The organism is Bacteroides sp. NSJ-39 (assembly GCF_014287315.1).
GTDB classification, from domain to species: Bacteria; Bacteroidota; Bacteroidia; order Bacteroidales; family Bacteroidaceae; genus Bacteroides; species Bacteroides finegoldii.
Map to the genome: position 1 here is coordinate 41,373 of NZ_JACOOB010000013.1, position 14,276 is coordinate 55,648.

Consider the following 14,276-nt stretch of genomic DNA (forward strand, 5'->3'; position numbering starts at 1 on the left):
CTATTCTTCCGTCACAGTTTCCCCTTTATACAAAGCTATAATTCCCAGAGATTCTAGTGCAGCATCCTGCATCAACAACTGTTCAGCCCGTTTCGGGTCTGTTCCAGTCCAATCTTCATAAAACAGTCCGCTTGACAAACGAGCATTCTCGTATGCATAATCCAAGAAGTTAATGAATGTTTTGATATAATTACCTGCATTTTTGTAATAAGGTTCAATATCAATAAAGGCACGGATCAGTTTTGTTGTAAACCAAGGATCATGATCAGGATAAGCTAACGCCAACCCATTAAGCGGACGTACAAAATAATTATACGCACCTTCAGAAGAAGCAATGGCATTGTCCAGATAAGTTTGTTCACCTGTTATTTTATACAGACGGACTCCGTTAGAAATCATTACACCAGTATTGTAAGTCCATTTTGTTTTATTAATAGATCCGTCCGCTTGTTTATCATTCCAGTAGCAAGCATCTTCCGGATCACGCAGATTATTCAACGTCCAAGCATATAAACGTTTTGCCAAAGCTAAAACATCTGCTTTTTCCTCTTGAGGACATACTGAATAATATTCAAGTAAGAATAGTGTTGCATATCCATTGGCACACGTAGGCTTATTGGAATCACCAACTCCCTGCTGTCCCTTCTGATCCTCATTCCACCAAAGACCTCCTCCAAATGTATCATCTTCACCTTCTTGCAAAAATGCCACGATTCTTTTGGCCTTTGTCAAATAGTCTTGATTATTTAACAAATTAAAAGCCTCTACCAATTCAATCCCTACAATAGAGTTATCATCATAAAAACGCGTTCCACTACCAGTAGTACCATTAGTTTGAGAACCATAACCACCCACAGCTCCATCAGGGGTTGAATAATAAACTTCAAAGCGGTCAACCATAGTTGCATAATTCACATCATAGCCCAAAGAATGTAAAGCTGCGACCCCTGATACCAGTCCGTCATACGGCCATAAGAAAGAAGCCGAGTTATCACCATCTTTCTTGGGATAATTTTCATTATACAATCCTTCTGTCGCCCCACTATTGATCCGGTAACACTGATTAATCAAATCAAACTGCTCTTTAGCGCGTTTATGATAAACGACTTCCTCTCCGGGTTCTGACGGAGTAATCGGTGTAGGCGGAATATATTTCTCTACGTCATCTCCGGCACAGGAGAATAATAGTACCGGAAGAATAGCTAAAATAGTCTTTATCTTTTTCATAACTTAGTTTTATTAATTAATCGGAGTCACATTAGTAAATGTATGTATCATCAATCCATCCGCGTTCGTATCGATAGTGATAGTCGCATGCGTATAATCCAGACTACCTTTCATTTTCCAAAGGTGTTCCCATTGACTCCATTGGAACTCATACAAAGCATAGAAAGAAGCAGGTTCTCCACCCACCGGGCGTTCGGCACTCACATCATCGCCTCTACCCCAACACATAGTTCCATCATTCACTTGAGCTAAAAAGTAATAACGCTCCTCTATCCAACCAAAAGGAGGATTAGTTTCCGGTTTTGCCGGATCATAGAAACGAATATCACCTTCTCCTACAAATTTACCGTTGCCAGCATATTCCAGTACAGCTATATCAGCAAATGTTGCTCCCCAGACGCAACGAACAGAAGAACCTATTTTTTCTGTCGTCATAGCCATTGTATTAAAGTTTACAGTCAGACGGGTTACCTCTTCGGAAGCAGTTACTGCCGTTTCACCATCACCCTCTCTCAACTTCGAACTATCATCAATATAATAACTGAATGTTTCACCTGTCGTAGCAGACTTAAATGAGATATTTCCAGCAGACAATTTTGTATAAATCTGGAAAACTCCCTCTTCTACACAACGGAACGGAATTCCGCCTTGTCCACCGTTCTCCGTAGCCGAACCATATAAATACAATTCTGCCGGAATATTATCAATTCCCTCCCCACGAGTCACAGTGATATTAGCCACCTTATCGGACTTCTTCACCACTCCTCCTTTCGAAGCAGTCACTGTCCATTTAATATCCCCTGTTCCCAAAGGATAAATACCAGCATTTCTGGCAATCGTATTAATAGCCGCATGAGTAATCGACAAACTGGGATTGGCTCCCAAATCACTTTTCATTGTAGCCAGTGGCTTTGAAAAGTCTCCGTCTGCTTTGTCAAACAAAACCTCGTACAATACAATTCCGCCGTCTGCCGCACCGCCTCCGGACCATGATAGCACAACAGGTACTGAAGATGACACATCCAACTGGATAGAGGCAGGGGAATTCAATTCCGTAGGGACTGTAAAATCCGCATTCAATTCATAATCTTCCTGACAGGATACCATTGCCAGAAATACTGAACATATTAATAATATCTTTTTCATAATTGTTCCTTTTTGAGTCGTTAAACCAATTACCAATTCGGATTCTGCACCAAATTACCATTCAAGTCACGTTCAGCCTGTGGTATAGGCCACAAATAATGTTTATTTGCATTAAAAGCTCTATTTTCAACCCGAACGTATCCGTTATCCGTACCTACCACTTCATTCGTCTTCAATCCGTGACACCATCCGTTCAATACATCATCCGCAATTCTCCAACGGATAATATCCTTATGACGATGACCCTCCAATGCCAGTTCCGAACGACGTTCATTCCGTACAATCTCAATCAGTTTATCTTTAGAAGCTCCTTCCGGGAATTCCACTGCCGAAGCAAGTGTAAATCCGGCTCTATCACGAATTGGTTTAATAGTTGCATCCCAAGCCGTCTTATCCAGTTCACCTAACTCTGCCAATGCTTCCGCATTCATCAATAGAATATCAGCATAACGAATCAAAATCGGATTCAAACCGGAATAAAGAGTAGCACGATACGTATTATCCCAGTATTTCTTGATATAATAACCGGTAGCCGAACAATCCGATCCTACACCGTATCCATCTTTACCTTCTCCTTTCTCACAGTTGATAACGACTTCTGTTCCGTCAGCCAACGTATATGAGTTCCCAGTATACATCACTGTTGCTTTCAAACGTGGATCACGATTAGCATACGGATTACTTTCGTCAAACGATGTTCCTGTCTCTCTTATTGTTTTTCCATCTAGCATAATATAACTGTCTACCAACTCCTGCAAAGGAGAAAGCTGGGAATATCCCCCCAATGAAGGTGGCAGGAAAGCATACATCATCTGATGTTCACGGCTGGTCGGACGATACTGTGCATCCAAAATTACTTCAGAGTTGTATTCATTAGCAATCTCAAACAATCCTGCATAACTTCCAAAGAGCCTAAAACCTCCCTCCGTCATAATGGTGGACGTGATATTTTTCACTTGCGTCCAGTTACCTTCGAACAGATAAATTTTAGCTTTGATAGCCATTGCCGCCCAACGGGTAATCCGTCCTTTATTATCCGCATCATAAGAAGCCGGCAGGTAATTACCGTTAATCACTTCATCCAAATCCGCCAACATATTAGCAATGACAGTAGCTCTATCTGTACGTGCGATAGACATACTTTCCTTAATAGAAAGCACTTTCGTTGTATAAGGCACATCTCCGAACTTCGTATACAATTCATAATAATTATAAGCACGAAGCACTTTAGCCTCACCGATATAACGTTTCTTCAATTCCGGATCTAAATCAGGAACCCGGTCAATATTTTCGAGCAACTGGTTGCACATACGGATACCCGTATAACGTCCGTCCCAAACCTGTTTCACGTAAGAGTCGGCTGTAGAATATGAACCATTACCAATATTTTGTGTAAAATCATTAGGTTGTTTGGTATATGCATTGTCCGTCATAGCTTCACTATAAAGCTGTTCGTCCATATTTCCCAAATACGTATAGCAATTATTCAACGCCTTGACAGCTGCTTCAGGATCTTCTTCCCAATAAGTCAAGTCCGTTTCTCTGTCATACGGTGCCGTATCCAAGTCAACACAAGAGGCACCGCCCACTACCAAAACAGCAGATAAAATCAAATTCTTTATAGTTGTTTTCATCACGGTACAGTTTAAAATTTAACATTAAGTCCAAATGAATATACTCTTGCCACAGGATAAGCACGACCACTGCCGTCTCCGGTATATTCCGGGTCCCATCCACCTTTCATCTTCGTGAAAGTCAACGGATTCTGCACGCTGGCAAAAATTCTCAAATTCTTGACATAGAGTTTTTTCATCCATTGCTGTGGGAAAGTATATCCGATCTGCGCATTTTTCAGACGCAAATATTTAGCGTCCTGAATCCAGAAATCTGATTTTGCAGCATTATTAGCCGATTCTGCTCCCATTGTCAGACGGGGATAAGTAGCATCCGGATTATTCGGAGTCCAACGATCCTGATGGAAATCCATTACCGGACCTTCATTATTATTATGGAAAGCCTCAACAGATTCACCACGCATCCATTTGTTACGTCTTCCCACTCCTTGCCACATCATCGAGAAATCAAAGCCTTTATATTCCAACCCATAAGTAAAGCCGAAAGTATATCTCGGAAAATCATTACCTACGATAAAGCGGTCATCATCCGGTTTAATCACACCATCGCCATTTTTATCCAGATAGCGGATATCTCCCGGTTTCGGTGTAATACCTTCCAGGTGCGGTCCTTTCTGACATTCTTCCTCATTCTGGAAAAATCCGTCTGAACGATATGCATAATAAGAATACAAAGGATAACCTTCCTTAATAATAGTCTGTACATCCGAACCACCGATAATTTCCGTACCGCGTGTATCTATTACTTCATTAAAGCTATCCGAAATATTTCCGGAGAAGTTATGCACTACTGGGCCAGTCTTCAAGCGATAGCTCACTGACAACTCCCATCCCCTCGTTTCTACTTTACCAGCATTCTGAATAGGCGCACCATTACCAAACAGTCCGGGAACCGGTAGATTCACCAAAATATCTTTTGTGCGGTTATTAAAACAGTCAAAAGTAATATTCAAATCATTATTCAACAATCCCAATTCGAAGCCGATATTAGCCATACGGGTAGTTTCCCATTTGAGATCAGGATTTGTAGAAGCAAATGTAGCCGTCTGCGCCAATTTATCTCCGAAACTGATGCCGTTAGTCACAGACACCGTCTGCATGTATTGATAGGCACCAATACGGTTATTACCTACCAATCCCCAGGAACCTCTAATTTTTAGAGAAGGAACATACGGTTTCAATACAGACCAGAATTTTTCCTCCGAAATACGCCATCCTGCAGAGAAAGAAGGGAAGACTCCCGAACGGTTTCCTTTAGCAAAATAAGAAGAGTAGTCATTACGGATATTAAATTCCAGTAAATATTTCTCATCATAATTATAAGTGGCTCTTGCAAAACCGGAATAGATAGCCCAGTCACTTCCCGAACCTGTATTACTTACCTTATCACCACTCAAATCACCTACAAAAATGTCGTATTTAGAATCTTCCGTCAAACGACTGGTAGAGAATTGTTTTTCAGAGAAACCTTCATAAGCATACCCCAGTAATCCACCGATAGAGTGCTTTCCTATCTTCGTATTATAAGTCACCATCAGATTGGTAGTGATATTCTTGGAACGGTAGAATTGCTCGGTCAACTTGTTTTCAGTATCTCCCGTACCTTCAAAAGCTTTCCGGTTTTCATGCAATTTATTATTCCACACGCGTCCACCAGCACTTCCAATCAGTTTCAGTCCTTTATATACTTCCCATTCGGCTTGTATGGTTCCCAATAATTCATCATTCACATTCTGGCGATAACCGCCTTCTTCCAAACGTTGTAAACCGTTTGAGTTACTTCCGGCTGGATAATTATAACTACCATCCTCATTCTTGATCGGATAAATCGGCGGCATACGGTTTGCCTGCTCGATAATCCATTCCGTCCAGTAAGCATGTTCTTTAATGTCATTACGGGCAAATTGAGAAGTCAAATTCAATGTAAAGTTATTCGTCACCTTATGGCTTACATTCAGACGTGCATTGTAGCGCTTATAACCATAATCAGGTCCCTTGAACATACTACTCTGATCCAGATAACCCAGAGAAGCCATATAAGACAACTGATCGTTACCGCCTGTCATCGAAACATTGTGTGAACTTTGAGGAGAATTACGATTATAAAGTTCTTTCACCCAATTTACATTCGGACCACCATTTCTATATTGCGCAATCTGCTCGGGAGTGAATTTTGCAGCTCTTCCCGAATTAACAGCCGCTTCATTATACAGTTCAGCGTATACCCACGAGTCTGCTATCTTAGGCAATGAAGTAGGTTGCTGAACACCATACATAAAATCATAAGAGATTTCCACCTTACCGGCTTTTCCTTTCTTGGTAGTGACAAGTACCACACCATTGGAAGCACGTGAACCATAAATAGCAGTAGAAGAAGCATCTTTCAAAATAGAAATCTGCTCAATATCAGCCGGATTCAGATTGGCGAGCGATCCTTCAATTCCGTCAATAATCACCAACGGATCATTGTTGTTCATTGTATTCAAACCACGGATATTAATAGAAGGTACACTACCCGGAGTAGAACTTCCCTGCTGAATTACCAAACCGGGAGTCGTTCCCTGCATCGCTTCCAATACATTGGAAATCGGCTTTCCTTCCAATTCATCCGTAGAAACAGAAGACACAGCTCCTGTCAGGTTGACTTTCTTCTGCACACCGTAGCCTACCACTACCACATCTTTCAAAGCAACCACATCCGACTTCAACACCACATTGATAAACTGGCGGCCGTTCACCGGAACTTCCTGTGTTTCATATCCAATTGAGGAAACTACCAATACCGCTTTCGAAGCAACATTCAGTGAAAAATTTCCATCCATATCCGTAGCCGTACCCGTAGATACACCTTTCACCAGCACGGTAGCCCCAATCACGGGTTCCCCGTCTGCCATTACCTTACCTTTCACTGCGATTGTATTAGATTGCGCATACAGTTTGGAACCAACAGCCACATTCATACAAACAATCAACATAACAGCCAATAATTGCCAACTCGAAAATGCCGTTCTGAAAAGCCGACGGGCAAATTGCGCGTTCAATAGATTAGATTGTTTCATAACATTTTATATTTGAATTAATAGAAGAGTTATCATATATTATAAGATATTAAGTTGGGACAAAGCAAAGGAATAAGCCCCTAAAGCAACGGCTCTGCTTGCTCCTAATGTAGAAACAGCAATGCCTATTTTCTTGTGACAGGCATAATGCACCTCTCTCTCCGAAAATGGTATTTTCACCATCTTGTCTTTTTCCTCCAGAAATTTATCAAATGCCTCTTTTTCGGACAGATTGAACACCTCCATCTGCAAACAAGGGAAAGAAGCTCCTGCAAATGTGCCGATCTGCCGATTCATCTCATTCATGATTCCCGGAAGTATGTATTTAGCCGCTCCGGCCACTCCTCCGCCAATCACCACCAAGCCATCAACAATATTCAATGCACGGATGATAGCATCACCAGCCATTTCTCCCAGTTCGTTAAAACTCCGGACAGCAGCCTGCTGATCTCCCTCTGCGATCCCTTCGGCAATATCATATATATCTTTGGGAGTTAAAGAAGAAGCATCCTTTCCGGTCAATTCCTGATATACTCGCCTGACAGCCCTGATGCTGACACTTTCTTCCGCGATCATTTCGGGATATTTCTTATTCCGCATAATCCAGACGTCGCCGCCGCAACCGTTGTCTCCGGTCAGTAACCGACTGTCAATCACCACTCCGGCACCAAACCCTGTACCCAGCGTAATTCCGAGCAGGTTCTTATATACCTTACTGCTGCCTGCTTCTTTCAGGCGCTTATTTACTTCAGGTAAAGTGCCCGCCAAAGCTTCACCATAGGCGAACAAATTACCATCATTATTAATAAAAACCGGAATACCAAATTGCTCTTTCAAATAAGGTCCGAGTGCCACTCCTCCCCTGAAAGCCGGGAAGTTAGGCAAGTCACCAATAATTCCATGCTCATAGTCAGCAGGCCCGGGAAAAGCAAAACTGATAGCTACCGGAAGTTTAGGTAATCGTTTTTCAACTTCCAGGAAGCCTTCTACAAGAACAGACAAGCAACGCTCTAAGTCGTCGGACGCTGCCGGAAGGCAAATAGGTTCCACTATTTCGCGACAGCCCTGTATGGCTGAAAACACGAAATTAGTGCCTCCCGCATCAAGCGTCATCACGATTCGTTCATCATGTTCGTACATAGGTTTCAAGATATTAGATGATTGAATTATTTCATTATTAAAAGCGTACGTAGGCTTTTATCGTTACACATTCTTTTCCTGCCGATTTACCATACGGAGCAATGGTATATTCTTTCACTCCGGCAGGAATGATAAATGTTTCCGCATAATGCACCACAAAAGGTTCAAAGGCGTGAGTAGGACTCTCAACGACGGCCTCTTCTCCCTCCAGCAGATTCAGCACATTTACACTATCGTTTGTGTGATGCAGCACCGGTGACGAGAAACGGTGACGACGGGTTTCGATAAATTCATTCGGATGCAATCCGGTACGTTCCTCAATCCACCCATCCCCGGAAGCCACTTCCTTAAACTGGTTGCGAAGATGTTCATTTACATATTCCGTATCCCGGTTCCAGTTGATTACGCATTTACCACGTTCCACATTGATTGGGCGTGGTTTTCCATCCAGTCCCAAGCGTTGCCAGTCCCATAGTTTGAAAGTAAAGAGGTTCGGAGTCGAACTGATTTCAAGTACCATACTATTCGCACCGGAACAATGAATCGTTCCTCCCGGAATCAGGAAGTGATCGTGTTTCTTTGTCGGAATCTTGTTGACATACTTTTCTGCGTCGAACACCAATTCGCCTTTTTGCGCCTTACGCAAATCATCGATCATCGCTTCTTTATCAACGCCCGTTTTCACTCCCAGATAAACTACGGCATCTTCTTCCGCATCTACCATGTAGTAACTTTCATCCTGTGTATAGTACATACCGAAACTATCACGGATAAATTGAGTGGTGGGATGCACCTGCAAACTCAAATTACCTCCACCTATCGTATCCAAAAAATCGAAACGGATGGGGAAGTCTTTTCCAAAGCGTGCTTCCACCGGTTCACCAAGCAACTCTTTACTTTTCAGCAAAACCAAATCAACCGAAGGCAATTCAAAGCGCACTCCGTTCACCTCAAAATAAAGGCTGTTTTCTTCGGGCACACAGTCAAAGCACCAGCCGAAATTTTCGCGTTCACGATCCAAGTCGCAAACTTCTTTCATCCATTGACCACCCCAGGGAGCCGGATCGAAGAAAGGAACTACCCGGAACGGCGTGTTCACCGTTGCCTCTACCCCTTTAAAGAAAGTATCCTTATCAATCATCTTCGGTGTCCCGGCCACATGGGTGTCAATCCAGAATTCTACCCTGTCAAACAATCTTTCCTTATACCTATCACATACTCTCCAATCGTTGAAATACCCTCTCTTGTATTGCAAAGAAACGGCATCGTTCCGATTGTCTATCCCTAAAGCTTTTACCTCATGCCGACGGAAACGTTGTTGAATTTCCCAACGTGCCATATCCGCATATACAATCATCGCATCCTGCGGAGCCACCATGGCAGCTCCTGTACCTATTATTACAATAGTATCCTCCGCTTCACTAATTTGCTTTTGAGCAGCAGCCAATTTATCCGCATCAAAATAATCTTCCAGCTTCAAATTGGTCACATAGCCAAACAACACATCTTCCGTCATGAAGCGTTCCGTCAAAGTTTGGATCTCTTGTTCCGGTTTCATCAAATCACGTACATTCATCACTCTTCCGGAGAATTCTTTAGAAAAAGCACCCAGCACTTCTTCTTCATATACTCCAGTATATAAATCCACTGCCAGCACTTTTCTTGCATCCATTTTCTCTTTTAACATAGAAATGATAATATCCCAACCCTGAACAAGCACCCCCGTCAGCTTCGTAGAAGGAAATTTATCATAATTAGCTTTTCTCATACCTATAGTCGTTTTTTAATTTTATATGTTCATACATATTTTCAATTGTGCAAATATATAGATTTTATTTTTATTTCAAACAAAACTTGGATTATTTTTTGATAAATCTTATATTTGCTGAAAATAAACCAATCCGAATAGATATGAAAATAGACCATAATAGTGATAAACCTCTTCATATTCAGGCAGAAGAGATATTAAGAAGACTCATAGAATCTGAAGAGTACAAAAACGGAAAGCTATTTCCCAACGAAGTCGAATTGTCTGAACAATTACACATTTCAAGGAACACATTAAGGCAAGCTATCAACAAACTCGTGTTCGAGGGACTTCTGGTACGAAAGAAAGGATACGGAACGAAGGTGGTAAAGAAAGGTATCGTAGGCGGAGTAAAGAACTGGCTTAGTTTCTCACAGGAAATGAAGATGTTAGGTATCGAAATCCGTAATTTCGAACTACATATCAGTTTGAAACGTCCGACTGAAGAAATCGGCACATTCTTTAATTTAGGTTCTAACCCTGATGCTCGCTGCGTAGTAATGGAGCGCGTCAGAGGAAAAAAGGAATACCCGTTTGTCTACTTTATCTCTTATTTCAATCCTAACATTCCATTGACTGGAGAAGAAGACTACACACGCCCATTATACGAAATGCTGGAAACTCAATATAATATAGTGGTAAAGACCAGCAAGGAAGAGATTTCGGCCAGACTTGCAGGGGAATTTATTGCAGAAAAACTAGAGATAAAATCAAGTGATCCTATATTAATAAGGAAAAGATTTGTTTATGATGTGAACGGAGTGCCGATTGAATACAACATCGGATACTACCGGGCAGACAGTTTTACTTATACAATAGAGGCGGAAAGATAAAGAGTATGTTCATACATACATGACATAAAAAAGACTATTTTAAAGACCGAAACTCTCATCTTCCTTTAAAATAGTCTTTTTACATTCCATTTCTTTGCATTATGCTTTATCCATCATCTATCATTTCTTCTCAAACCGACCAATAGAGTGTCCGGCAAGAATCCGATCCAGACTTTCATCCAAAACACCTATCATCTGAAGTTTGGATAATAAATGATAGCCTCTCCCCGATACTATCTCCAACAAATCTTTCACCGTTCGAACATCTTGATTATACAAGACATTAGCCAACCGGGTATCAGCTACTTTACAAACAGGCAATTGAAGTATCCACTCCTCCTGCCCAACATTTTATTGTCTGCCAAAGATAAAAAACGAGCATTGATAGCACGCTTTCGATAAGTAGCCAATATATCTTTCTTCAAATTCAACCCTTTAAGTATAGAGTTATACATTTGCAATGTCTTCCCATAGGTAATTCGATGCCGATCAGCCACTTTCGCTACTGATTCTCCTGTAGAAATTGAATAGAAGATATCGCGGGTAACAGGGTGAAGAATCAATGCTGCCAGTTCACGAATGATTATTTCATATAGCGGTTTACAAGTGTTCTGTGTTCTCAACACATATAGCAAATCATCGTATTTGGAAATGACAAACTCTCATCACCCAAAAACAACTGATCGTTGATTCAGGAACTCGCAATGTATCCAAGATTTGCCCGTATGTATATAAATAGACAGGCTTCAATTAGTTATCTTATTCATATAAGAAACCACTCTACAATTAAAGCACCTCTCTCTTACATAAACTAGCTACTTTTGTAGCACACATCAATTCGTTCCACAAATATGGAACGAAACAATAACAGATGTGGAACTAAAGGGAAACAACTGTGGAACTAAAAGTCAACAGTTGTAGAACGAATTAACAGTAACTATAAAACCACTAAACATTAGTATATGAGTGCAATATATGACTTATTTGAGACTCCTAGTCCAAACAAAGAAGAGAAACAACCGCTACATGCCCGTATTGTCTCCAAAGGAACCGTAGGTAAAGAAGAGTTTCTGGATCGTGTCCACAAATTTACCGGTATCAGCAGAAGTTTATTGGCAGGAGCCATGGAAGCCTTTGCCAATGAAGCACGGGATTTACTAGCCGACGGCTGGAATGTAGAAATGGGAAACTTCGGATTCTTCTCTACATCGTTGCAATGTCCGCCGGTTAAAGATAAAAAAGAAATTCGGGCAGCGTCTGTCCAAATGAAAAATATTAATTTCCGCGCAAGTCGTCCATTCAAGAAAGAAGTAGGCGACAAAATGAGGCTGCAACGAGGAGAATCTATCACACGCCCTAAGAAAAATAGTATCTCCCGTGAGACGTGTCGCGAGCGCCTCAACACATATTTGGAAAATCACCTATTCATCAGCCGGACAGATTATAGCCATCTGACAGGACGAAATAAAAAAGTAGCTATTGAAGAATTAAATTCCTTTATTACCGACAGAATAATCCAAAAGGAAGGGGTTGGAAAGTTGACTGTATATATAAAGGTATAAACTCTTGGAACACAGAATTAAGAGCCACAACAGGATTATTGCTGTTGTAACTCAAGTATGATTTCATCAGTGATGTAGGCATCACTCAATGTTATAAGCGGATATTGTTTATTAAGAAGCAATGCATATACCTTACTGTTATAGAACAAGTGCAATGCTTTTTCGGGAGAAATATTCAAACGCTCCGCTAATTGCATCACCACACGAGTGTATTTATTCCATACTAATACATCTATCATAAACGTAGTTTATTTTATTGTTATATATTCTTTGAAAGAGAGACACTCGTCAATGAGACGTTGATTGAGAATCCTTTACCAAAGTCGAGGTTTTCGCGTCCGACACCGACCAAAGGATATTCTACGGCCTGCGTACTACCATGATAGACTTTCATACAAATTCTCCTTTTTCTTTATAGTGGGCTTCCCAGTTTTCAAGAGCTTCTACCAACGTATCGGCTATGTACTCACGACTCTGGGTGTGAAGCATGTCATATCCACTTATCAGGTATTGACGGATAAGATTCAGTTTTTCCAAACGGTTATAGAGAGTAGGAGCCGGAATACCCAACTTCTGGGCGGCACTCTCAATGGCAAAAATCACAAACTCCATGACTTTGCCATCAACAACGGGGGCTGATTGGCTTGAATGTAGCATAGCTATACCTCTATTATCTTAATGTAATATGTACAAATATAGTGTTTATTCTTACAACGTTCATCGTTTTTCGGCATATTTTATGATTATCAAGAACATTTGAGTATCGTGAAACTGATTGAAATATTCCCTATTTGGAAATGGCTATTAAAGCAGAATATATAAGGATCTATAAATCAGAATCATACAAACAAAATAAATAAAAGTGAATCAAAGTACGTACATCTAGGACCGTTAAAGCACCTCCCCGGAAAGTGCCCATAGTATCTTTGCATCGTGATCACAAAGAGAATTGATAAATAAAGTAACTAATTTAAAAAACAAAAAACTATGGCACTTAGATACGTCATTAAAAAAAGAACATTCGGCTTTGATAAAACTAAAGCTGAAAAGTATGTAGCACAAAATGTAATCACCAATACGGTGGATTTCAGAGATTTGTGCGAGGAAATCACTAAAGTCGGAATGGTTCCCAGTGGAGCGGTAAAATTTGTACTCGATGCTTTGATCGATACATTAAATCTCAACCTTAGAAAAGGCATCTCTGTTCAATTAGGAGATTTCGGATGCTTCCGTCCTGGTATGAATTGCGAAAGTCAGGATACTGAAAAAGAGGTAGATAGCGATACGATACGCAGAGTGAAAATCATTTTCACTCCGGGCTACAAATTCAAAGAGATGCTAAGTAAAGTCAGTGTTCAAAAAGCGGTAGCTTCCGATGATGGTTCCATCAGCCCGGAACAACCGGACCCCAACCCGAATCCAAACCCGGATGACGGCAAAGGAGAAGCACCGGACCCGGCAGCATAAGATTAATCATCAGCCTTTAAAAGCAGGAAAACAGTACCCGCCTACGGGCGGATACTGTTTCCCAAAGTATTCCTGTAAAAGACTTGACAACGCCTTTTTTATTTTGTATCTTTACCACATCTTAAAACATTAAAATATCAACATGAAAGAATTGCCATCAGAAGAGGAAGAAATTCCGTTTCGCATTAAAACTTATAAGAAAAAGGAATTGGCTTGTATGTACAATCCGAACATTACACCCCGTTGCGCCATACGCATACTCACCAAATGGATTAAAATAAATAAAGAACTGCTCCGGTTATTGACTGCCACAGGTTATCATCCGCGTACACGAACGTTTACTCCCCGGCAGGTACAAATCATCACCAGTATTCTGGACATTCCATAAGGATGTCCAGAAT

At 41.0% G+C, this 14,276-nt stretch carries 13 protein-coding genes and 1 pseudogene; 4 read left to right on the forward strand and 10 right to left on the reverse strand.

Going from position 1 to position 14,276, the window contains the following annotated elements:
- Genes H8S63_RS14285 through H8S63_RS14310 form a run of 6 tightly spaced genes read right to left on the reverse strand, consistent with a single transcriptional unit; the run spans window position 1 to window position 9,974 of the window.
- Window positions 1-1,227: a glycoside hydrolase family 76 protein gene (locus tag H8S63_RS14285; RefSeq protein ID WP_186927181.1), complete on the reverse strand. Its 1,227-nt coding sequence runs from the start codon at window positions 1,225-1,227 to the stop codon at window positions 1-3.
- 12 nt (window positions 1,228-1,239) lie between these two features.
- Window positions 1,240-2,373, reverse strand: coding sequence for a SusE domain-containing protein (locus tag H8S63_RS14290; RefSeq protein ID WP_186927182.1), 1,134 nt, complete (start codon window positions 2,371-2,373; stop codon window positions 1,240-1,242).
- A 29-nt stretch (window positions 2,374-2,402) separates the two neighbouring features.
- On the reverse strand, window positions 2,403-4,007 hold the full coding sequence (locus H8S63_RS14295) for a RagB/SusD family nutrient uptake outer membrane protein (protein WP_186927183.1): 1,605 nt from the start codon (window positions 4,005-4,007) through the stop codon (window positions 2,403-2,405).
- A gap of 11 nt (window positions 4,008-4,018) precedes the next feature.
- On the reverse strand, window positions 4,019-7,066 hold the full coding sequence (locus tag H8S63_RS14300) for a TonB-dependent receptor (RefSeq protein ID WP_186927184.1): 3,048 nt from the start codon (window positions 7,064-7,066) through the stop codon (window positions 4,019-4,021).
- Window positions 7,067-7,105: 39 nt separating this feature from the next.
- Entirely contained in the window at window positions 7,106-8,206 is a 1,101-nt protein-coding gene (locus H8S63_RS14305; RefSeq protein WP_186927185.1) for an ROK family protein, read from the reverse strand.
- Window positions 8,207-8,243: 37 nt separating this feature from the next.
- Window positions 8,244-9,974: a class I mannose-6-phosphate isomerase gene (locus tag H8S63_RS14310; protein WP_007751806.1), complete on the reverse strand. Its 1,731-nt coding sequence runs from the start codon at window positions 9,972-9,974 to the stop codon at window positions 8,244-8,246.
- Window positions 9,975-10,117: 143 nt separating this feature from the next.
- On the opposite strand from H8S63_RS14310, the gene H8S63_RS14315 reads away from it, so the two are divergent.
- On the forward strand, window positions 10,118-10,846 hold the full coding sequence (locus H8S63_RS14315) for a GntR family transcriptional regulator (RefSeq protein ID WP_004312375.1): 729 nt from the start codon (window positions 10,118-10,120) through the stop codon (window positions 10,844-10,846).
- 120 nt (window positions 10,847-10,966) lie between these two features.
- On the opposite strand, the pseudogene H8S63_RS20165 reads toward H8S63_RS14315, so the two are convergent.
- Window positions 10,967-11,508: pseudogene (locus H8S63_RS20165) on the reverse strand (hypothetical protein); the annotation flags it as partial.
- Between the two features lie 300 nt (window positions 11,509-11,808).
- Between H8S63_RS20165 and H8S63_RS14325 the strand changes: the two are divergent.
- Window positions 11,809-12,408: a DNA-binding protein gene (locus H8S63_RS14325; RefSeq protein WP_186927186.1), complete on the forward strand. Its 600-nt coding sequence runs from the start codon at window positions 11,809-11,811 to the stop codon at window positions 12,406-12,408.
- Window positions 12,409-12,443: 35 nt separating this feature from the next.
- On the opposite strand, the gene H8S63_RS14330 is transcribed toward H8S63_RS14325, so the two are convergent.
- Genes H8S63_RS14330 through H8S63_RS14340 form a run of 3 tightly spaced genes read right to left on the reverse strand, consistent with a single transcriptional unit; the run spans window position 12,444 to window position 13,065 of the window.
- Window positions 12,444-12,647 carry a DUF3791 domain-containing protein gene (locus tag H8S63_RS14330; RefSeq protein WP_004299389.1) on the reverse strand — a complete coding sequence of 68 codons (204 nt, stop codon included), beginning with the start codon at window positions 12,645-12,647 and terminating at the stop codon, window positions 12,444-12,446.
- Between the two features lie 20 nt (window positions 12,648-12,667).
- A complete protein-coding gene (locus H8S63_RS14335) occupies window positions 12,668-12,802 on the reverse strand; it encodes a DUF3990 domain-containing protein (protein WP_004326183.1) in 135 nt (44 codons plus the stop codon).
- A complete protein-coding gene (locus tag H8S63_RS14340) occupies window positions 12,799-13,065 on the reverse strand; it encodes a DUF3791 domain-containing protein (protein WP_186927187.1) in 267 nt (88 codons plus the stop codon). Before H8S63_RS14340 ends, H8S63_RS14335 begins: the two co-directional genes overlap by 4 nt.
- 330 nt (window positions 13,066-13,395) lie before the next feature.
- Between H8S63_RS14340 and H8S63_RS14345 the strand changes: the two genes are divergently transcribed.
- Both H8S63_RS14345 and H8S63_RS14350 read left to right on the forward strand, forming a co-directional pair.
- Complete coding sequence (locus tag H8S63_RS14345) at window positions 13,396-13,875, forward strand: HU family DNA-binding protein (protein WP_004313515.1); 480 nt, start codon at window positions 13,396-13,398, stop codon at window positions 13,873-13,875.
- A 142-nt stretch (window positions 13,876-14,017) separates the two neighbouring features.
- A complete protein-coding gene (locus H8S63_RS14350) occupies window positions 14,018-14,263 on the forward strand; it encodes a DUF4248 domain-containing protein (protein WP_186927188.1) in 246 nt (81 codons plus the stop codon).
- The last annotated feature ends 13 nt before the right edge of the window (window positions 14,264-14,276 follow it).